The organism is Streptomyces sp. NPDC046859, assembly GCF_040645135.1.
Classification (GTDB): domain Bacteria; phylum Actinomycetota; class Actinomycetes; order Streptomycetales; family Streptomycetaceae; genus Streptomyces.
The window spans coordinates 94,148-112,642 of record NZ_JBEYXR010000021.1 but is presented as its reverse complement, the minus strand read 5'-3'; the positions used below and the strand labels follow the sequence as shown (position 1 = coordinate 112,642).

The following is an 18,495-nucleotide window of genomic DNA, read 5'->3' as shown; positions in this document are numbered from 1 at the left end:
GGCGGAGTGCTGCTGCCGTTCTTCTCCTTCATGACGTTCCTCATCGCCGTCCCCACCGGCGTGAAGTTCTTCAACTGGATCGGAACGATGTGGAACGGGTCCCTGAGTTTCGAGACGCCCATGCTGTGGTCCTTCGGGTTCCTCCTGACGTTCGTGTGCGGCGGCCTCACGGGCGTCATGCTGGCCTCTCCCCCGCTGGACTTCCCGACCTCGGACACCTACTTCGTGGTGGCCCACTTCCACTACGTCGTCTTCGGGACCGTGGTCTTCGCTATGTTCGCGGGATTCCACTTCTGGTGGCCGAAGTTCACCGGCAAGCTGCTCGACGAGCGCCTGGGCAAGGTCACCTTCTGGACGCTGTTCACCGGCTTCCACGGCACCTTCCTGGTCCAGCACTGGCTGGGGGTGAACGGCATGCAGCGGCGCATCCCCGACTATCTGGCGGTGGAGGGCCTGACGGGGCTCAACACGCTGTCGACCGTCTTCTCCTTCGTCCTGGGCCTGTCGTTCCTGCCGTTCTTCTACAACGTCTGGAAGACGGCCAAGTACGGCGCGCCGGTCGGCGTCGACGACCCGTGGGGGTACGGCCGTTCGCTGGAGTGGGCGACGTCGTGCCCGCCGCCGCGGCACAACTTCGTCATCCTGCCGCGGATCCGTTCCGAGTCCCCGGCGTTCGACCTGCACCACGCGACGGTGCCGGAGCGGGAGGTGGCCGCGCTGTGAGCGTGACGGACGAGTTCCTCAACGACGTCGAGGGGCATCTGCTGCTCGCCGCGACCCGCGCGGAGGGCCGCATGGCCGCCGAGCGCTTCTGCGAGCCGCTGCACTGGCTGACGGGGGCCCAGCGCGCGGAGATGGAGCGCCGGTTCGAGGAGGAGTACCTGACGCTCGCCCGCGCCTCCTGGCAGCGTACGGCGGAGCGCGCCGGCGGGCTGCGCCAGGAGTACGAGGCGGCCTACCGCGCCCTGCGGCGTCGGCTGCTCATGGCGTGGCTGCCGGCCTGTGTCCTGGGGATCGTCGGTCTGGCCCTGTGTCTCGCTCAGGGCACGGTCGCCCCGTAGGGCTTCCCTCGGGGTCCGGCCCTGGTCATGATCCGGTGCATGGCTGACGACAGAGCGCCCGTGTACGAGGCGCGTTACGGCTGGGACCGCCGGACGGTGGGGATCCTGACGCTCTGCGCGGTGTTCACCGCGGCCCTCCTCCTGCCGGACATGCCGCTGTTCGCGCGGCTCCTGGGGCTGCCGCTGTTCGGCGGGGGTGGGCTCTTCATGGCCTTCGTGGCGATGAGCCGCAAGGTCGCGTTCCGGGTGGACGGCACCGGGGTGCTGCTCGGCGGGAGTCCCGCCCGCTACACGGCGACGACGGCCCATGTGCCCTGGAGCGACATCACGGGGTTCGTGTTCTGGCGGCAGCGGACGGGCAGCGCCTCTCTGCCCTACGTGGGCGTCACACGGCGCGAGGGCGCCCCGCCGCTGCCCGGCGACGGTCCGGCGGCCCGTGCCGTGCTGCGGCATCTGGTGCCGGTGCCGCCCGACGTCGCGGTGTCCTCCCGCGCGGTGAACGGGTGGCGGCTCGACCGCGACCGGTTCGCCGCCGCCGTCGCCCACTTCGCGCCGGGCCTTCCGGTGTACGACCACTCCTGAGGACGGGGACTCCCCCGCTCACGGCCCGACGGGGCGGGGGCCGGCCGGCTGGAGGATGCCGAGCAAGAGGCGGACCAGTTCGTCGACGACCTCGTCGAGGGTCGCCTCCACCCAGCCCGCGCTCCAGTCGTGCAGCAGCCCGTTGATACTGCCGATGAACGCCGTGACGGCGAGGCGGTAGTCGCGCGGCGCGGCCTCGCCCCGGGCCACGGCGGACGCCACCTCGGCGCACACCAGGTCCACCCAGCGGGCGCGGCGCGCAAGGCGCTGCTCCTCCAGCCGGGGGCTGACGCCGATGATCTCGACGAAGGTGATGCGGATCCGGCGGGGGTCGGCGGTCACGTTGGCCGCGTAGGCGCGGAAGATCGCGGTGGCGCGCTCGGCGAGCGGCAGCGGCCCGGCGTCGGCGGCCGCCGTGAGGACCGCCTCCTCCGCCCAGCCGTTGACCTGGAGGTGCAGCGCGGCCAGCACGTCCTCCAAGGTGCGGAACTCCTCGTAGAACTGACGGGTCGACAGGCCCGCCGCCAGGCTGAGCGCGGCGACGGTCGTGGCCCGGTAGCCGGGGGTGTCGCCGAACAGCTGGAGCGCGGCGTCGAGGAAGCGGCGCCGGCGCTCGGCCTGTCGTTCCGCGGCCGACCTGCCGCCGTAGCGGCCGGTGGGCGCCTTGAGCCTGCCCGCCACGCTGACCTCCCGCCGCCGCGCCCGTCCGGGGACCAATTTTGTCGTGCACGCAGTCTTGTGGAGAAGGGCGCACCGTCCTTACTTTTCAGTAAGTTGATTCTGAAAGCAAAGGTGTTCAGATTCACGACCGCTCTTGGCATGCCCCACTCATGACGCCCCACCTCAGAGGAAGAGAGCAGTCATGCCTGCCATCAGATCCAGGCACCTGTGCTCCGTGACCGCCGCCCTCGCCCTGACGGTCGCCGCTCCCGCGACCGCTGCCTCCGCCGCCGAGCCCTCCCCCGCCGCGCTGCGGGAGGTGCTGTTCGTCGGCAACAACTGGGACGGCACCGCCGACGTCATCAAGTCCACCGGCGACTTCGCGAGGATCGGCCGGATCGACGTCATCCCCGACAAGGACGCGCGGATGGCCGAGATCAACGCCAACCCCATCAAGTGGATCTACTTCATGGCGATCCGCAACAGCGTAGGCGAAGGCCACGACCAGTTCGTGGACGACATGTACTCCACGCCGGACGGGAGGTCCGTCGTCGTCTCGCGCCCCAGCTTCGCCGACGTGGTCTCCCTCGACCTCGCCACCGGAGCCGTCAACTGGCGCTTCCCCGTGTCCGGTTACCGCGCCGACCACATGGCCGTCTCCCCCGACGGCGAGCGGGTCGCCGTCTCCGCGTCCACCTCCGACACCGTGCACGTGCTGGACATCGACACGGGCCGGGAACTGGGCAGCTTCGCCACCGGCGACAAGCCGCACGAGAACATCTTCACCAAGGACGGCAAGTACATCTACAACATGGCGATCGGCGAGGTGAACACCCAGACCGACGCCCCCTGGCTGGACTGGACGAAGGGCGACCGGCGCGTCACCGTCGTCGACGCCACCACGTTCAAGCAGGTCAAGGTCATCGACATGCGGCCCCGGCTGGACGCGCTCGGCCTGCGGGACTTCTCCGACGCGGTACGGCCCGCCGTGTTCTCGCCGGACGAGTCGAAGCTGTACTTCCAGGTGTCGTTCTTCAACGGCTTCTTCGAGTACGACCTCGCCACGGACCGGATCACCCGCACGAAGACCCTGCCGAAGAACCCGGCGACCAGTGACGACCGCACCACGTTCGTCAACGACTCACGCCACCACGGCATCTCGATGAGCCCCGACGGCGCCAAGCTGTGCGTGGCGGGCACGATGGACGACTACGCCACCGTCGTCGACCGCGCCACCCTCACCGAGGGCCCCCTCGTCACCGCGTCGAAGCCGTACTGGGCCACGGTCAGCGGCGACGGGAAGTCCTGTGTGGTCTCCGAGAGCGGCACCGACCAGGTCACCGCCATCGACTTCGCCACCGGGAAGAAGCAGGTGTCCGTCCCCGTCGGCGACCACCCGCAGCGGGTCCGGCTCGGCCATGTGGAGCCCGGCTGGACGAGTCCGACGGCCCGCTGATCGGCCCAGGGCCTTCAGCACCGCGCCCACCCCGTCCTCGGTCGCCCCGTGCCGCGCGGCGACCGAGGCGGCACGGGCGTACGTGCGGCGTGCGCCCGGCCACTCCGGCGAACGCGGCGGCCTGCCCCAGGGGCCACCTGGCCCGGTACCGCCCGCCATGCCCGCCCCCGCCGTGGCTCAGGCTCCCGTCCGGCGGGTCAGGTTCAGCAGGTACTCCTTGCGGTTCAGCGGGTCGCGGTCCGTGCGCGGGCGGTGGGGCTCCGTCCCGGGCGGTGCGGGCGCGTAGTGGTCGAAGACGGTCTCCAGTTCCCCCTCGCCACGGGTCAGACCGGGCAGCCGCTGCTCCAGCGCGTGCGTCTGCGCGGCCGGCACCGTGCCCTCCAGCACGCACACCGTGCCGCGGGTGCCGGTGGTGTGCGGGACCGCGCGCAGCCCGGCCAGGGCGGGCAGCAGCGCGGCCAGGGTGTCGGCCGGGGTCTCCAGGCGGAACCGGTGCACCGGCTCGTGCACCCGGGTGCCCGCGCGGCGCAGCGCCTCCATCAGCACGAGCGGGGTCAGCCCCCGGAAGTCGTGGCCGGTGCTGGACATGCTCTTGTCGAAGCCCTGGTGGGCGTGGCTCTGCCGGGGCGAGTAGCCGGAGTGCGTCATGGCGACGACGCAGTCGGGGACCTGCCAGCCGTACAGGCCCTGCCCGAGGGTCTCTCGCACGGTGTCCTCGACGGCCTTGAAGAAGGCGTACGGCATGGAGCCCAGTTCGACCTCCAGACGGAAGCGCACGCCGGAGCCGGGCGGCGCGGGCTCGACGCGCAGACCGACCGTGGCGAGGAAGGGGTTGCCGTCCTTCTTGTTGAACTCCACCGCGGCGCCCCGGCCCACGAGCCGCTCGACGCACAGCGGTGTCGTCTCGCGGAAGGCGACCCGCAGGCCGGACTCCTCGGCGAGCGTGGCCTCGATGACCTCCTTCTGCACCTCGCCGTACAGGGACACATGGGTCTCCTGACGTACCTCGTCGTGGCGCAGGCCGATGAGCGGGTCCTGTTCGGCCAGCCGGGTGAGCGCGCGGTGCAAAGCCCGGCGGTCGGTGCCGTCGGCCGGGTCGACGATCGTCTCCAGAGTCGGCGGCGCGAACAGGTGCCCGTGCGCCGTGCGGGGCGCGCCGAGGGCGTCGCCGATCCGGACGTCGTTCAGCCCCCACAGTCGGGCGATCCGGCCCGCCCGCACCTCGTCGGCCCGGGTGTCGGTGCCCCGGTCGAAGACGCTGACGGCGGTGACGCGCCCCTCGGCACGGTCGCCGTCCTCGCCGGCCGGCGGGCCGAAGGAAACCCGGTCGCGGACGCGGAGGGTCCCGGAGAACAGCCGCACGTAGGCGATCTTCTCTCCGGCGGGTCCCCGTTCGACCTTGAAGACGGTGCCCGAGAGCGGCGCCGCCGGGTCGCCGTCCGCGGGCGGCAGGACGTCCCTGATGCCGGTGATCAGGGCGTCCACGCCGGCGCCGGTGTGGGCGGAGCCGAAGTACACGGGGTGGGCCAGGGCCCGCCGGGTGCCGTCCACCAGGGCCGCGCGGACGGCACCCGGTGCCACGCGGCCCTCCACGTACGCGGTGAGCAGCGCGTCGTCCAGATCGGCGAGGACCTCCAGCGCCTCCGCTCCAGGGCCACCGGGGACGAAGCCGGCGTCCCGGGTGCCGAGGCCGTGGGCCGTGCCCATCGGGACGACGGCCGGGGTCAGCCGCTCGCGTACGGCCCGCAGCACGCCGTCGCGGCAGGCGCCCCGCCGGTCGATCTTGTTGACGAACACGAGGGTGGGGATGCGCAGCCGGCGCAGGGTCCGCATCAGCACCCGGGTCTGCGGCTGGACTCCCTCGACGGCGGACACGACGAGGACGGCGCCGTCGAGCACGCCGAGGACCCGCTCCACCTCGGCGATGAAGTCCGGGTGGCCGGGGGTGTCGATGAGGTTCACGGTCGCGTCGCCGAGCGCGAAGGAGACGACGGCCGACTTGATGGTGATGCCGCGCCGGCGCTCCAGCGCGAGGGTGTCGGTCCGGGTGTTCCCGGCGTCGACGCTGCCGAGTACGTCGGTCACGCCGGCCGAGTGCAGCAGGCGCTCGGTCAGGCTGGTCTTACCGGCGTCGACATGGGCGAGGATCCCGAGGTTCAGTACGTGCACGAAGCGTCATGTCCTTCTGCAAGGGGGTGGTTCCTGCCTGGGGGGACATGGACGCTCGGCGCATGGTGGCTCCTGGTTCCTCTCCGTGGTCGTTCGCTGTGCCCGGCCAGTGCAGCAGAACGGCGATCGGGGCGGCAACGGGTTTTGCGCCCGGCGCGACGGGGCGCGCGGTGCGATGGTGGTGGTGCCACAGGTGCCGTGGAGGGCGGCGGTGAGAGGAGCGGGCGATGCGGGACATCCTCCCGATGGTCGCGGGCTGGTACGCGGCGGGGCGGCCGTTCGGGCTCGCCACGGTGGTCGCCACCAGCCGCAGCGCCCCGCGCGACCCGGGCGCGGCGATGGCCGTGGGCCCCGGGGACGAAGTCGTGGGCAGCGTGTCCGGCGGCTGTGTCGAGGGGGCCGTCTTCGAGCTCGCCCAGGAGGTCGTGGCGAGCGGCGAGGCCCGCCTCGAGACCTTCGGGTACAGCGACGCGGACGCCTTCGCGGTCGGGCTGACCTGCGGCGGCGAGATCACACTGCTGGTGCGGCCGGTGACGGCCCGGAGCGATCCGGTGCTCGGCGAGGTGGCGGGGTCGGTGGCGGCGGGCCGCCCGGTGACCGTGGCGACGGTGGCCGACGGACCCGCCCCGCGCGGTGCGGCGCTCGCGGTGTGGCCGGACCGGGTCGCGGGCACGCTGGGGACACCCGGCCTGGACGCCGCGGTCACCGCCGACGCACGCGGCGAACTCGCCCTGGGCGCCACGGGGATGCGGCACTACGGCCCGCACGGCGAGCGACGCGAGGACGCGGTCTCCGTCTTCCTGCACTCGTTCGCGCCGCCGCCGCGCATGCTGGTCTTCGGCGCGATCGACTACGCGGCCGCGGTGGCGCGGATCGGTGTCTTCCTCGGCTACCGGGTCACGGTGTGCGACGCGCGTCCGGTGTTCGCCACACCGGAGCGCTTCCCGCCGGAGGCGGAGGTCGTCGTCGACTGGCCGCACCGCTACCTCGGCCGCACGGACTCCGACGCGCGCACGGTGATCTGCGTCCTCACCCACGACCCGAAGTTCGACGTGCCCCTGCTGGAGGTGGCGCTGCGCCGGCCGGCCGCGTACATCGGGGCGATGGGCAGCCGCCGCACGCACGACGACCGGATCCGGCGGCTGACCGAAGCCGGGCTCGGCGAGGGCGAGTTGCGGCGGCTGCGCTCCCCGGTCGGGCTGGACCTGGGCGCCCGGACGCCCGAAGAGGTCGCCGTGTCCGTGGCCGCCGAGATCGTCGCACTGCGCTGGGGAGGCACCGGGGTGCCGCTGACCGCGACGGACGGGGCCGTCCATCCGCGTCGGCAATGCTCCGCCGGCGGGTGACGCGGGACGTCAGTGCCGGGGCAGCCGGTGCAGTGCGACGTCCGTGAGCGCGCCCGCGTCGACGGTCGCCGTCATGTACGTGCAGTACGGCTGGCGGCGCCGGTCGGTGGGGGAACCGGGGTTGAGCAGGCGCAGTCCCGTGGCGGCCGTCGTGTCCCAAGGGATGTGGCTGTGCCCGAAGACGAGGACGTCGAGGTCGGGGAAGCGGGCCGCGCACCGGGCCTCGCGTCCCTGCGCGGGGCCGGTCTCGTGCACGGCGCCGAAGCGCAGTCCGCCGAGTTCGGCCCGCGCCACCTCGGGGAGACGGGCGCGCAGCTCGGGCCCGTCGTTGTTGCCGTACACGGCGACGAGCCGTGCGCTGCGGCTCTCCAGCAGGTCCAGCGTGGGTGTGTCGACCCAGTCCCCGGCGTGGAACACCACGTCGGCGCGCGGCAGTTCGGCGAGCAGCGGGTCGGGCAGCACCTTGGCGCGCTTGGGCAGATGGGTGTCGGACATCAGGAGCAGACGCACCTCGTCAGGCTACCGGCGCACCCCTGAGGGCCCGGGGCTCCCGGCCGCCCCTCGGGTGTCGCCGTGTCCCGCGCGGGACGACGCGCACAGGGCTTTCATGCGGCCACGAAGGCCGTAATCTGGCGCAAACGCCCGCGACCCGTAGGGGGCTCGGAGTCCGATGCCGGTCAAGGTCAGCGTGGTCGTCCCGGTGTACGACCCCGGGGCGCACATCGAGGAGTGCGTGGCGTCGCTGCTGCGCCAGTCCCTGCCCCCGGACGAGTACGAGGTGGTCTTCGTCGACGACGGCTCCACCGACGGCACCGGGGAGCGGCTGGGCGCACTGGCCGCCGCGGACCCCCGGGTGCGGGTGTTCCACCAGGAGAACTCCGGCTGGTCGGGGAAGCCGCGCAACGTCGGCATCGACGCCGCCCGCGGCACGTACGTGATGTTCGTCGACAACGACGACCACCTGGGCGACCAGGCCCTGGAGCGGATGTACGCCTATGGCGTCGCCCACGACGCCGACGTGGTCGTCGGCAAGATGGCCGGCCGGGGCCGGGGGGTGCCGGTGGAGCTGTTCCGCCGCGACCGCCCCCGCGCCACCGTGGCGAACGCCCCGCTGATCGACAGTCTCACCCCGCAGCGCGCGGAGCAGGCCGGCCGTGTCCCGGCCCAGCAGGCCGCCCGCCCCGGTGACCAGCCATCTCATCCGCGGTCCTCCCGTATGCGCCGGGTCAGCGGCTCCCACCAGGACCGGTTCTCGCGGTACCAGGCGACGGTGTCGGCGAGTCCGGTGGCGAGGTCCCGGCGGGGCCGGTAGCCGAGTTCGGTGCGCGCCTTGGTCCAGTCGACGCTGTAGCGCAGGTCGTGGCCCTTACGGTCCTCGACGTGCTCTACCCGGTCCCCGCCGGCGCCGCAGGCCTCCAGCAGCAGGGCGGTGAGTTCCCTGTTGCTCAGTTCGGTGCCGCCGCCGATGTTGTAGACCTCGCCGGGGCGGCCGCGGGTGCGGACGCGTTCGACGCCGTCGCAGTGGTCGTCGACGTGCAGCCAGTCACGGACGTTGCGGCCGTCGCCGTACAGGGGCACGGTGTGCCCGTCCAGGAGGCGGGTGACGAAGAGCGGGATCACCTTCTCGGGGAACTGGCGCGGGCCGTAGTTGTTGGAGCAGCGGGTGACGCGCACGTCGAGGCCGTGGGTGCGGTGGTAGGACAGGGCGAGCAGGTCGGCGGACGCCTTCGACGCGGAGTACGGCGAGCTGGGCCGCAGGGGGTCGTCCTCGCGGGCCGAGCCGGTGGCGAGGGAGCCGTAGACCTCGTCGGTCGAGACGTGCACGAAGGGGCCGACGCCGTGGCGCAGGGCGGCGTCGAGCAGGACCTGGGTGCCGGCGACATTGGTGAGGACGAAGTCGCCGGCGCCGCTGATGGACCGGTCGACGTGGGACTCGGCGGCGAAGTGCACCACCTGGTCGGCCCGGGCCGTCAGCCGGTCGACGAGCGCGGCGTCGCGGATGTCGCCGCGCACGAACGTCAGCCGGGGGTGGTCCAGGGGCAGGTTGTCCGTGCTGCCCGCGTAGGTGAGCTTGTCCAGCACGGTGACGCGGGGCGCCTCGGCGGCCTCCCGGGCGAGCAGCGCGCGGACGTAGGCGGAGCCGATGAAGCCGGCGGCGCCGGTCACGAGGAGGTTCATGTGTGGATCTGCACCTTGCTGTGGTCGCCGAGGACGAGGCGGTGGGCGCTGGGCACACTGGGCGCGGGGGTGACCTCGACGTGCCGGCCGATGAGGGAGGACTCGATCCGGCCCACGCCGTGGATGGAGGAGTCCCGCAGCACGATGGAGAACTCCAGTTCGCTGTCGAAGACATGGCAGTTCTCCGCTATGGAGGTGAACGGCCCGACGTAGGAGTCCTCCACGAGGGTGCCGGAGCCGACGACGGCGGGCCCCACGATGCGGGAGTTGACGATGCGTGCCCCCTCCTCCACGACGACCCGGCCGACGGTCTGCGACCGCTCGTCGACTCGCCGTCGATCCGGCGGGTGAGCCCTTCCAGGACGGTCCGGTTGACCTCCAGCATGTCGGCGACGTCCCCGGTGTCCTTCCAGTAGCCCTCGATGACGGTGCTGCGCACGTCGGCGTGCGCGTCGATGAGGTGCTGCAGGGCGTGGGTGATCTCCAACTCGCCGCGCCAGGACGGGGTGACGGCGCGGACGGCCTCGTGGATGACGGGCGTGAACAGGTAGACGCCGACCAGGGCCAGGTCGCTCCTGGGGTGGCGCGCCGACGATGAAGTTGTCGCCGAGGTACATCACGAAGTCGTCGTCACCCAGGTAGTCACGGGCGACGAGCACGCCGTGCGCGAGGCCCAGGGGGCGTTCCTGGGGGATGTAGGTGACCTTCAGGCCGAACGCGGAGCCGTCGCCGACGGCGTCCTGGATCTCCCGGGCGGTGTCACCGACGATCACTCCGACGTCGGTGACACCGGCCGCGGCGATCGATTCCAGCCCGTAGAACAGCACGGCCTTGTTGGCGACCGGGACGAGTTGTCTGGCCGAGGTGTGCGTGATCGGCCTCAGGGGCGTACCGGCGCCACCGGACAGCACGAGAGCCTTCATCTGCTTCACCATAGCCGCGAATCGGCCGATTTGAGGCGGTAGGGACTGGCTCGTTCTGTCCTGTCGGGGGCCCCGGGCCGGTGTCACCCGGAGAGGGCGATCTCGCACCACACCTGTTTCCCGCCGCTGACGGGCACGGTCCCCCAGGCCGTCGTCGTCGCCTCGACCAACAGGATGCCGCGTCCGCCGGTGGCGTCCCAGCTGATGCTGGTCGGCCGGACCGGGGTGCGGGGCGAGGAGTCGGCGACGGCGACCCGCAGCCGCCGGCCGACCAGCGTGAGGTCGAGGCGGACCTGCCCGTCGGTGTGCACGAGGGCGTTGGTGACGAGTTCGGACACGACGAGCAGGGCCGCGTCCCGGTCCCGCGGCGGCACCTGCCAGACGCGCAGGGTGCGCCGGGTGAACCGGCGGGCGTGGCCGACGGCTTCCGGCACCCGCCACACGGCCCAGGTCTCGCGCAGCGGCCGTACGTCCATGCCGTCGTAGCGCAGCAGGAGCAGGGCGATGTCGTCGTCGCGGTGCGCCCCGACGAGCAGCCCGTCGGCGACGAGCCCGAGATGGGCCGGGTCGGACGCGGCGAGCGCGGCGGCGAGCCGTTCGATACCGGTGTCGATGTCGGTGTCGGCGGACTCCACGAGTCCGTCGGTGGTCAGGGCGAGGACGGTGCCGGGCCGCAGCCGTAGCGGGCTCATCGGGAAGACGGCCTCGCGCAGCACGCCGAGCGGCGGGCCGCCCTCGGCCTCGGCGACCTCCGTGCCGCCGCCCGGATGACGCAGCACGGGCGGCGGGTGTCCGGCCCGTACGCACCAGGCGGAGCCCTCCTCCAGGTCGGCCTCCACGTAGCAGCAGGTGGCGAAGAGGTCGGTCTCCATGTCCATCAGCAGCCGGTTGGCGTGGTGGACGACGACGTCGGGCGGGTGTCCCTCGGCCGCGTAGGCGCGCAGCGCGGTGCGCATCTGGCCCATGAGGGTGGCGGCGGCCGCGCTGTGCCCCTGCACGTCGCCGATGACGAGGGCGACACGGTGGTCGGGCAGCGGGATGACGTCGTACCAGTCGCCGCCGACCTCCAGTCCGGCGGTGGTCGGCAGATAGCGGGCGACGGCCTCGGCGCCGGGCAGCCGGGGCAGCCGGCGGGGCAGCAGCTGGCGCTGGAGCATGCCGACGAGTTCGTGCTCGGCGTCGAAGGCGCGGGCACGCACGAGCGCCTGTCCCGCGAGGCCCGCGGAGGCGGTGAGCAGGGCGCGTTCGTCGGGGCCGAACTGGTGCGGGGTGTCCCAGCCGATCAGGCAGGCGCCGGCCATGGCGCCGCCCGCGGGCAGCGGCAGGACGGCCAGGCCGCCCGGGCCGACCTCGGCGAGGGCGGGTTCCAGCGGGGCGCCGGCCGGCCAGATCTGGGCGCGTCCCTCGCGCAGGGCCGCGGCGAGGGTCGGCATGGCGCGCACCGGCGCGTCGGGCCATTCGGTGCGCCACTCCAGGCGCCACAGCGCGGGCCAGGACTCCTGGTCGGGCGGATCGAGGACGGTCACGACGAGCCGGTCGTGCTCCAGTTCGGCGAGCGCGATGCGATCGGCGCGCAGCGGCTCGCGCAGGGCGGTGACCACGGCGTGGCTGACGTCACGGACGGTGCCGGCGGTGGCGAGGGCGGCGGCCAGGCGCTGGACGCGGGCGACGTCGGTGACCTCCGGGCGCAGGGTGGAGGCGTCGGCGACGGTACCGACGAGCCGGGCGGGGCGGCCCTCGCCGCCGGGCAGGAGGCGGCCGCGCAGCCGCAGCCACCGGGGCGGGCCGGCGGGCCGGACGACGCGGAACTCCAGCTCCCGCTCGCCGAGGGACATGTGGTCGGCCTCGACGACGGACATCAGCGCGGGCAGGTCCTCCGGAACGGTCAGGCCGAGCAGGGTCTCCACCTTGCCGTCGAAGGCGGCGGGGGTCAGTCCGAACAGCCTCAGGAGGTCGGCGCCGACCTCGACGTGGCCGCTGTCCACCGCGAGGCTGAACGCGTCGGCGGACAGTTCACCGACGGTCTCGGCGGTGGGCGGGACGGGCAGGATGACGGCGCCGGCGATCAGTTCCAGGCAGTCCCGCTCGTCGGCGTCGAAGCCGCCGGGGTGCTCGGTGACGGCCAGCAGGCACCCTCCGGGGCCCTCGCCGCGCACGGGCAGCGCGGCCAGGGAGAAGTCGCCCTCCGGGGTGCGCCGGGCCTCCGCGAAACCGGCGAGGTCCCGGGGGCCGAGCCAGACCGGGCGGCCGGTGCGGTGGGCGTCGGCGGCCGGGGAGGGCCCGTTCAGGGCGTAGCCGTCCCGCAGGCCGTACAGGGACCGGGGCACGCCCGCCGACTCGTGGACGCAGAGCAGTTCACCGTCGTCGTCCGGGGTGTACAGGGCGGCCAGGGAGGCGCCGCAGAAGACGAGCGGCTGTTCGAGGACCCGGCGCAGCCGCCCGGCGGCGCCCGGCTCCGCGGCGAGCGCCTTCAGGACGTCCTCGGCACGCCTGTTCCTCGTCCCGCGTCCCGTTGCGTCCTCTCCGACCACGTTCGCCATTACAGCGCTGATGCGCCCCGTACGCAGCCCCTGTGACGGTTCCGTGAATTCCGGGGGACGGGGCGACGGCGGGACGACGGCGGTCCGACCCTCCCGCCGGAGGGCCGGACCGCCGTCGTGCCCGGGTGGATCACCCGTGTCCGTGGACGGGTGGCGTCGCGTCAGTTCCCGACGGCGTTGCCGACGATCTCGCCGAGGCCCTGGCCGCGTCCGTGCCCCCGGCCGTTCCCGGCGTTCTGACCGGTACCGGCCTGGTCACCGGCACCCGCCTCCTGGCCCGCGCCCGCCTGGTCGCCGGCGCCCGCGTCCTGGCCGGCCCCGGCGTCGTCACCGGCGCCCGCGCCGCCCGCCGCACCGCCGCCGAGGGTCGCGCCGACCGCCGCGAGAGCGGTCGTCACCGGCTGGAAGAACGTCTCGCCGCCGACGGTGCAGTCGCCGCTGCCGCCGGAGGTCAGGCCGATCGCCAGTCCGTCCTGCGTGAACAGGGAGCCGCCGCTGTCGCCGGGCTCGGCGCACACGTTGGTCTGGATGAGCCCGGTGACCGTGCCCTCCGGGTAGTTCACGGTGGCGTCGAGACCGGTGACCTGACCGTCGTTCAGGCCGGTCGTGCTGCCCATGCGGAACACCTGGAGGCCGACCGTGGCGTCCGCGGCCTGGCTGATCGCGAGGGTCTGCTGGCCGAGGTTGACCTCGCTGGGCGCCTGGGTGGCCGGGTCGTCGTACTTCACCAGTGCGAAGTCGCCGTCACCGGGGAACGTGGCCTGGTCGACGGTGGCGATCGGCTGCCCGCCCTGGGCGTCGGACCACTGCGCGGCCGCGACACCGCAGTGACCGGCGGTGAGGAAGGCCGGGGTGCCGTCGCCCGCGGTGACGTTGAAGCCCGCGGAGCAGCGCGCGCCGCCCGCGAAGATGGCGTCGCCGCCGGAGAGGAAGGTCTTGAAGGTGCCGGCCGACTTCTTGACGGTGGCCATGCCGGGGCCGAGTTGCTCGACGGTGGACTCCAGCCGGTCCCACTTCTTGCCGGTGACCGAGCTGTCGGCGGTGACGACGATCTTGTTGGTTCTGGGGTCGACGGCCCACGCCGTGCCGGGGATGGTCGCCTCGGACTTCAGGGTCTGCGCGCCCGACTCGAGTTCGGTCAGGCTGTTCGCGACCTCACGGACCTTGGCGCCGGCCTTCTTCGCCTGGACGACCACGTCGTTGTCGTCGCCGGCGACGACGTTCACGACGAGCTGCTTGCTGCCGGCGTCGTAGTACGAGCCGGCGAAGCTCTCGCCGAGCAGGCCCGCGAGCCGCGAGGCGAGATCCGAGGCGTCCGCCGCCTTCAGGGTCTTGGGGGCGGCCGCGGCGTCCGGGGCGGCGTCCTGGGACGCGTTGGCGTTCGGCAAGAGGATCGCCGCCGCTCCGAGCGCCGCCACGCCGCCCGCCGCTATCGCGGCCTTGCGCTTCGGCATTCGCTTGTGACTCAACTTCTCGACCTCCTGGGGGACGGGGTCTGCTGCCGCCGTTCGTCCGGCGGCTGTTTCTCGGGCGCCTGGTTGGCAGTTGGTACGCGCGGAGCAGCCGGAGTGTTCAACTCCGTTCGCAGAAGCGTCGTTCGGGGGGAGCGGACGCGGTCACGCGCCGGGCGCGGAAGGCGGCCGGGCCGCCGGGAGACGGGCACGACCCGGTCAGACACCTTCCGCAGTCGGTCGATCGCGGTCAGTGGTGAATCAGGAGCGGAATCCCGGCTTCAGCGAATCTGCACATTCAATACTCAACCAAGTCACCGACCACCGGGGTTCTGCACAGGCCGCCACGGCCGCTCACCCCCTTGAGGCCGGAGTGTCGCATTCGCCGAGCCGCCCGCCGCCGCGTCCCCGGCCGGCGCAACAGCTCGTGCGGGCCGATGCTGTGACGCATGTGAAGAAGTCGCCGACAAGTCGTGCCCGCTTCTGCACCGATTCCCACTCGGGGCCCTCAAGTGCCCTGCGGAGACATTCGTTTGATTGGAAGCCCGCGCCCGCACCGTGCTTTGATCCATCGCACCGCGGGGGCCGCCGACGGCTTTCCCGGAAACGGGCGTCCGGCGCCTGCGGTCGCGGCCGTCATCTGTCCCCAGAGGATGCCGCTCCCTCTTGCGAAATACCCATTAGGAAGGGAAGTTCCACCATGAACTCCACCCCCCAGGTTGCGACCGTCGAGATCTCCGACGCCGAGCTCGACAACGTCTCCGGCGGCCTGCAGGTCAACGCCGTGAACGGTGCCCTCGACGCCGTCAACGGCATCGCCCCGGTCTCCGGCCTGCTCAACACGGTCGTCGGCACCGTGGAGGGTGTCACCGGCCTGAACACCGCCCCGGTCACGAACCTGGTCGCCGGTCTCTGATCGCGCCTTTCGTACCACCGAGTCCCGGAGCCGGCACCCGGCTCCGGGACTCTTGGGTGCCGGAAAACAGGAAATCCCCCGAACACAGGCAGGAACGAAACACCGTGAAGGGATTTCGGCCCCGCCCCGCAGCACGACCGGCATTCGTGTGCCGGTCTCCACTCATCCGCAGGTGAGGGAAATTCCGTGCAGTTCCGCCAACAGGCCCTCGCCAAGCTCCAGTCACCGGAGGAGCTCGACCTGCCGGTGCGTTTCGCCCGCCCGCAGGGCTGGCTCGTGCTCGGTGTGACGCTGGTCGTGATGGCCGCCGCGTCCGTGTGGGCGGTGACCGGCTCGGTCGCCTCCACCGTCACCGCGCCCGCGATCCTCACCCACGGCCAGGGCAGTTACATCCTCCAGAGCCCGGTCGCCGGACAGGTGACCGCCGTCGTCGCCGAGCAGGGCGAGCGGCTCCCGGCCGACGCACCCGTCCTGAAGGTCCGCACCGCGCGCGGCGAGACCGTCGTGCGCACGGTCGCCCCGGGCCGGGTCACCGCGCTCGCCGCGACCATCGGGCAGATCGTCCGGACCGGCGCGGACGTCGCCGCCGTCGAGAAGGTCGCCCGCAGCCGGGACCCCCTGTACGCCACGGTGTACGTCCCCGCCGAGAACGCCGCCGCCATCCCCGAGCACGCCGCGGTGGACCTCACCGTGCAGTCGGTGCCGACCCAGGAGTACGGCGTGCTGCGCGGCCACGTGAAGTCCGTGGACCGCGCGGTGCAGTCGCCGCAGCAGATCGCCGCGTTCCTCGGCGACACCCAGCTCGGCGAGCAGTTCACCAAGGACGGCAGGCCGGTCGCCGTCCTCGTCCGGCTGGACCGCGAGAAGGGCACCGAAAGCGGCTACGCGTGGTCGTCCGCGGACGGGCCGCCGTTCCCCCTCACCTCCATGACCCTGGCCGAGGCGTCCGTCCGGCTCGCCGACCAGCGTCCTGTCGACTGGCTGCTGCCATGAGCACCGCACAGCAGACGCGGAGCAGACGCCGCGCCGCTCCCCCGAAGCGTCCCGTGCCCAAGGGCCGGGCCAAGACCGTCCGCACCCCCACCGTGCTCCAGATGGAGGCCGTCGAGTGCGGCGCCGCCTCCCTGGCGATGGTGCTCGGCCACTACGGCCGGCACGTCCCGCTGGAAGAGCTGCGCATCGCGTGCGGCGTCTCCCGGGACGGCTCACGCGCCAGCAACCTGCTGAAGGCGGCCCGCAGTTACGGCCTGACCGCCAAGGGCATGCAGATGGACACGGCCGCCCTCGCCGAGGTGAGGGCACCGGCCATCCTGTTCTGGGAGTTCAACCACTACGTCGTCTTCGACGGCATGGGCCGCCGCTTCGGACGCCGGGGCGTGTACGTCAACGACCCGGCCAAGGGCCGCCGCTTCGTGCCCATGGAGGACTTCGACGGCAGCTTCACCGGGGTCGTCCTGGTCATGGAGCCCGGCGAGGGGTTCAGCAGGGGCGGACGCCGTCCGGGGGTGCTCGGCGCGATGCCGGCCCGGCTGCGCGGCACCGCCGGCACCATGCCCGCGGCCGTCCTCGCGAGCCTGCTGCTGGTGGCGGTCGGCGCGGCGGTGCCCGCGCTCAGCCGCACCTATATCGACATGTTCCTGATCGGCGGCCAGACGTCCCTGTTGGGCACGCTGTTCGCGTCGATGGGGACCTGTGTCGCGCTGACCGTGGTGCTGACCTGGCTGCAGCAGGCGAACCTCCTGCGCGGCCGGATCATCTCCTCGACCCTGTCCAGCGCCCGCTTCCTGCGCCATCTGCTGCGGCTGCCGGTGACGTTCTTCTCCCAGCGCAGCCCCGCCGACCTGGTGCAGCGGCTCCAGTCGAACGACGCGGTCGCCGAGACGCTGGCCCGTGACCTCGCCGCGGCCGGTGTGGACGCGGTCGTCGTCGTCCTCTACGCGGTCCTGCTCTACACGTACGACCCGCAGCTGACGTTCGTCGGCATCGGCGTCGCCCTGCTGAACATCGTCGCCATGCGGGTCGTGATCCGGCTGCGGGCGACCCGTACGGCGAAGCTGCGCGCGGACAGCGCCCGGCTGACCAACACCGCCTACACGGGTCTGCAGCTGATCGAGACGATGAAGGCGACCGGCGGCGAGGACGGCTACTTCCGCAAGTGGGCCGGGCAGCACGCCACCACGCTGGAGGAGCAGCAGCGCCTCGGGGTGCCCAGCGCCTGGCTCGGCGTGGTCGCCCCCACCCTCGCCACGCTCAACAGCGCCCTGATCCTGTGGATCGGCGGCATGCGCGCGGTCGAGGGAGGCATCTCCGTCGGTCTGCTGGTCGCCTTCCAGGCCCTGGTGACCCGGTTCACCGCGCCGATCACCCGGCTCAACGGCGTCGCGGGCCGGATCCAGGACTTCGCGGCGGACGTGGCCCGGCTGAAGGACGTGGAGAACTTCGAGGCGGACCCGCTCTACGGCCGCCCCGGCGCGGGCGAGTCCACGCGCCGGCTGCACGGGCACGTCGAGCTGCAGAACATCACCTTCGGCTACAGCCCGCTGGACAAGCCGCTGCTGACCGGCTTCGACCTGACCGTGGGGCCCGGCCGGCAGGTGGCGCTGGTCGGCGGCTCGGGCAGCGGCAAGTCGACCGTGTCCCGCCTCATCTCGGGTCTGTACGTCCCGTGGGAGGGCGTCATCCGCATCGACGGCCGGCGGATCGAGGACATCCCGCGCGGCGCGCTCGCCGCGTCCGTCTCCTTCGTCGACCAGGACGTGTTCCTGTTCGAGGGGACCGTCCGCGACAACGTGGCGCTGTGGGACCCGTCCGTCCCGGACGAGGCGGTGGAGGAGGCGCTGCGCGACGCGGCCCTGTACGACGTGGTGACGCGGCGCCCGGGCGGCATCCGCAGCCGGGTCGAGCAGGACGGCCGGAACTTCTCCGGCGGGCAGCGTCAACGGCTGGAGATCGCGCGGGCGCTGGTGCGCCGCCCCAGCATCCTCGTCCTGGACGAGGTGACCAGCGCGCTGGACGCCGAGACCGAGTTGGTCGTGATGGACAACCTGCGCCGGCGCGGCTGCGCCTGTGTGGTGATCGCGCACCGGCTCAGCACGGTGCGCGACAGCGACGAGATCGTCGTGCTCCAGCACGGCACGATCGTCGAACGCGGACGGCACGAGGAGCTGGTGGCGCTCGGCGGCGCCTACGCGGCCCTGGTCAGGGAGCGGTGAG

14 protein-coding genes and 2 pseudogenes are annotated in these 18,495 nt (G+C 72.8%); 9 read left to right on the top strand and 7 right to left on the bottom strand.

The window, feature by feature from the left end:
• The 3 genes from ABZ899_RS27295 to ABZ899_RS27285 form a co-directional block, all read left to right on the top strand.
• On the top strand, positions 1-723 hold a 723-nt coding region (locus ABZ899_RS27295; RefSeq protein ID WP_361350886.1), incomplete at its 5' end, for a cbb3-type cytochrome c oxidase subunit I.
• 71 nt (positions 724-794) lie between these two features.
• Positions 795-1,061, top strand: coding sequence for a hypothetical protein (locus ABZ899_RS27290; RefSeq protein ID WP_361350891.1), 267 nt, complete (start codon positions 795-797; stop codon positions 1,059-1,061).
• A 39-nt stretch (positions 1,062-1,100) separates the two neighbouring features.
• Positions 1,101-1,643 carry a hypothetical protein gene (locus tag ABZ899_RS27285; protein WP_361350884.1) on the top strand — a complete coding sequence of 181 codons (543 nt, stop codon included), beginning with the start codon at positions 1,101-1,103 and terminating at the stop codon, positions 1,641-1,643.
• A gap of 18 nt (positions 1,644-1,661) precedes the next feature.
• On the opposite strand, the gene ABZ899_RS27280 is transcribed toward ABZ899_RS27285, so the two are convergent.
• Positions 1,662-2,324, bottom strand: a complete 663-nt coding sequence (locus ABZ899_RS27280; protein WP_361350883.1) for a TetR/AcrR family transcriptional regulator — start codon at positions 2,322-2,324, stop codon at positions 1,662-1,664.
• Between the two features lie 181 nt (positions 2,325-2,505).
• Here ABZ899_RS27280 and ABZ899_RS27275 point away from each other — a divergent pair, with 181 nt between their 5' ends.
• Positions 2,506-3,759 (top strand): YncE family protein, encoded by a 1,254-nt coding sequence (locus ABZ899_RS27275; protein WP_361350882.1) that lies wholly within the window; start codon positions 2,506-2,508, stop codon positions 3,757-3,759.
• Positions 3,760-3,936: 177 nt separating this feature from the next.
• On the opposite strand, the gene ABZ899_RS27270 is transcribed toward ABZ899_RS27275, so the two are convergent.
• The gene (locus tag ABZ899_RS27270) at positions 3,937-5,928 is read right to left on the bottom strand and encodes a translation factor GTPase family protein (RefSeq protein WP_361350881.1); all 1,992 of its coding nucleotides are present in this window, start codon (positions 5,926-5,928) and stop codon (positions 3,937-3,939) included.
• A gap of 227 nt (positions 5,929-6,155) precedes the next feature.
• Between ABZ899_RS27270 and ABZ899_RS27265 the strand changes: the two genes are divergently transcribed.
• Complete coding sequence (locus ABZ899_RS27265; protein ID WP_361350880.1) at positions 6,156-7,274, top strand: XdhC/CoxI family protein; 1,119 nt, start codon at positions 6,156-6,158, stop codon at positions 7,272-7,274.
• A 9-nt stretch (positions 7,275-7,283) separates the two neighbouring features.
• On the opposite strand, the gene ABZ899_RS27260 is transcribed toward ABZ899_RS27265, so the two are convergent.
• On the bottom strand, positions 7,284-7,784 hold the full coding sequence (locus ABZ899_RS27260) for a metallophosphoesterase (RefSeq protein ID WP_361350878.1): 501 nt from the start codon (positions 7,782-7,784) through the stop codon (positions 7,284-7,286).
• Positions 7,785-7,944: 160 nt separating this feature from the next.
• Between ABZ899_RS27260 and ABZ899_RS27255 the strand changes: the two are divergent.
• Positions 7,945-8,406, top strand: a pseudogene (locus ABZ899_RS27255) (glycosyltransferase family 2 protein); the annotation flags it as partial.
• Between the two features lie 65 nt (positions 8,407-8,471).
• On the opposite strand, the gene rfbB reads toward ABZ899_RS27255, so the two are convergent.
• The 4 genes and pseudogenes from rfbB to ABZ899_RS27235 all read right to left on the bottom strand — a co-directional run bounded on the left by rfbB (position 8,472) and on the right by ABZ899_RS27235 (position 14,384).
• Positions 8,472-9,452, bottom strand: coding sequence for a dTDP-glucose 4,6-dehydratase (gene rfbB / locus ABZ899_RS27250; protein WP_361350876.1), 981 nt, complete (start codon positions 9,450-9,452; stop codon positions 8,472-8,474).
• Positions 9,449-10,375 (bottom strand): annotated as a pseudogene (locus ABZ899_RS27245) (sugar phosphate nucleotidyltransferase). The gene rfbB and the pseudogene ABZ899_RS27245 overlap by 4 nt, the downstream one beginning before the upstream one ends.
• Positions 10,376-10,458: 83 nt before the next feature.
• A complete protein-coding gene (locus ABZ899_RS27240) occupies positions 10,459-12,915 on the bottom strand; it encodes a SpoIIE family protein phosphatase (RefSeq protein ID WP_361350874.1) in 2,457 nt (818 codons plus the stop codon).
• Positions 12,916-13,076: 161 nt separating this feature from the next.
• Positions 13,077-14,384, bottom strand: coding sequence for a S1 family peptidase (locus ABZ899_RS27235; RefSeq protein WP_361350872.1), 1,308 nt, complete (start codon positions 14,382-14,384; stop codon positions 13,077-13,079).
• Between the two features lie 682 nt (positions 14,385-15,066).
• Here ABZ899_RS27235 and ABZ899_RS27230 point away from each other — a divergent pair.
• The 3 genes from ABZ899_RS27230 (at position 15,067) to ABZ899_RS27220 (ending at position 18,494) form a co-directional block, all read left to right on the top strand.
• On the top strand, positions 15,067-15,282 hold the full coding sequence (locus tag ABZ899_RS27230) for a type A2 lantipeptide (RefSeq protein WP_361350871.1): 216 nt from the start codon (positions 15,067-15,069) through the stop codon (positions 15,280-15,282).
• Between the two features lie 186 nt (positions 15,283-15,468).
• On the top strand, positions 15,469-16,275 hold the full coding sequence (locus ABZ899_RS27225; protein ID WP_361350869.1) for an HlyD family efflux transporter periplasmic adaptor subunit: 807 nt from the start codon (positions 15,469-15,471) through the stop codon (positions 16,273-16,275).
• Positions 16,272-18,494 (top strand): NHLP family bacteriocin export ABC transporter peptidase/permease/ATPase subunit, encoded by a 2,223-nt coding sequence (locus tag ABZ899_RS27220; protein ID WP_361350867.1) that lies wholly within the window; start codon positions 16,272-16,274, stop codon positions 18,492-18,494. The genes ABZ899_RS27225 and ABZ899_RS27220 overlap by 4 nt, the downstream gene beginning before the upstream one ends.
• Position 18,495 lies beyond the last annotated feature (1 nt).

Coding starts and splice junctions, on each gene's coding strand:
- ABZ899_RS27230 (WP_361350871.1), top strand. CDS start 15,067: ATGAACTCCACCCCCCAGGTTGCGACCGTCGAGATCTCCGACGCCGAG.
- ABZ899_RS27240 (WP_361350874.1), bottom strand. CDS start 12,915: ATGGCGAACGTGGTCGGAGAGGACGCAACGGGACGCGGGACGAGGAAC.
- rfbB (WP_361350876.1), bottom strand. CDS start 9,452: ATGAACCTCCTCGTGACCGGCGCCGCCGGCTTCATCGGCTCCGCCTAC.
- ABZ899_RS27275 (WP_361350882.1), top strand. CDS start 2,506: ATGCCTGCCATCAGATCCAGGCACCTGTGCTCCGTGACCGCCGCCCTC.
- ABZ899_RS27290 (WP_361350891.1), top strand. CDS start 795: ATGGCCGCCGAGCGCTTCTGCGAGCCGCTGCACTGGCTGACGGGGGCC.
- ABZ899_RS27285 (WP_361350884.1), top strand. CDS start 1,101: ATGGCTGACGACAGAGCGCCCGTGTACGAGGCGCGTTACGGCTGGGAC.
- ABZ899_RS27265 (WP_361350880.1), top strand. CDS start 6,156: ATGCGGGACATCCTCCCGATGGTCGCGGGCTGGTACGCGGCGGGGCGG.
- ABZ899_RS27220 (WP_361350867.1), top strand. CDS start 16,272: ATGAGCACCGCACAGCAGACGCGGAGCAGACGCCGCGCCGCTCCCCCG.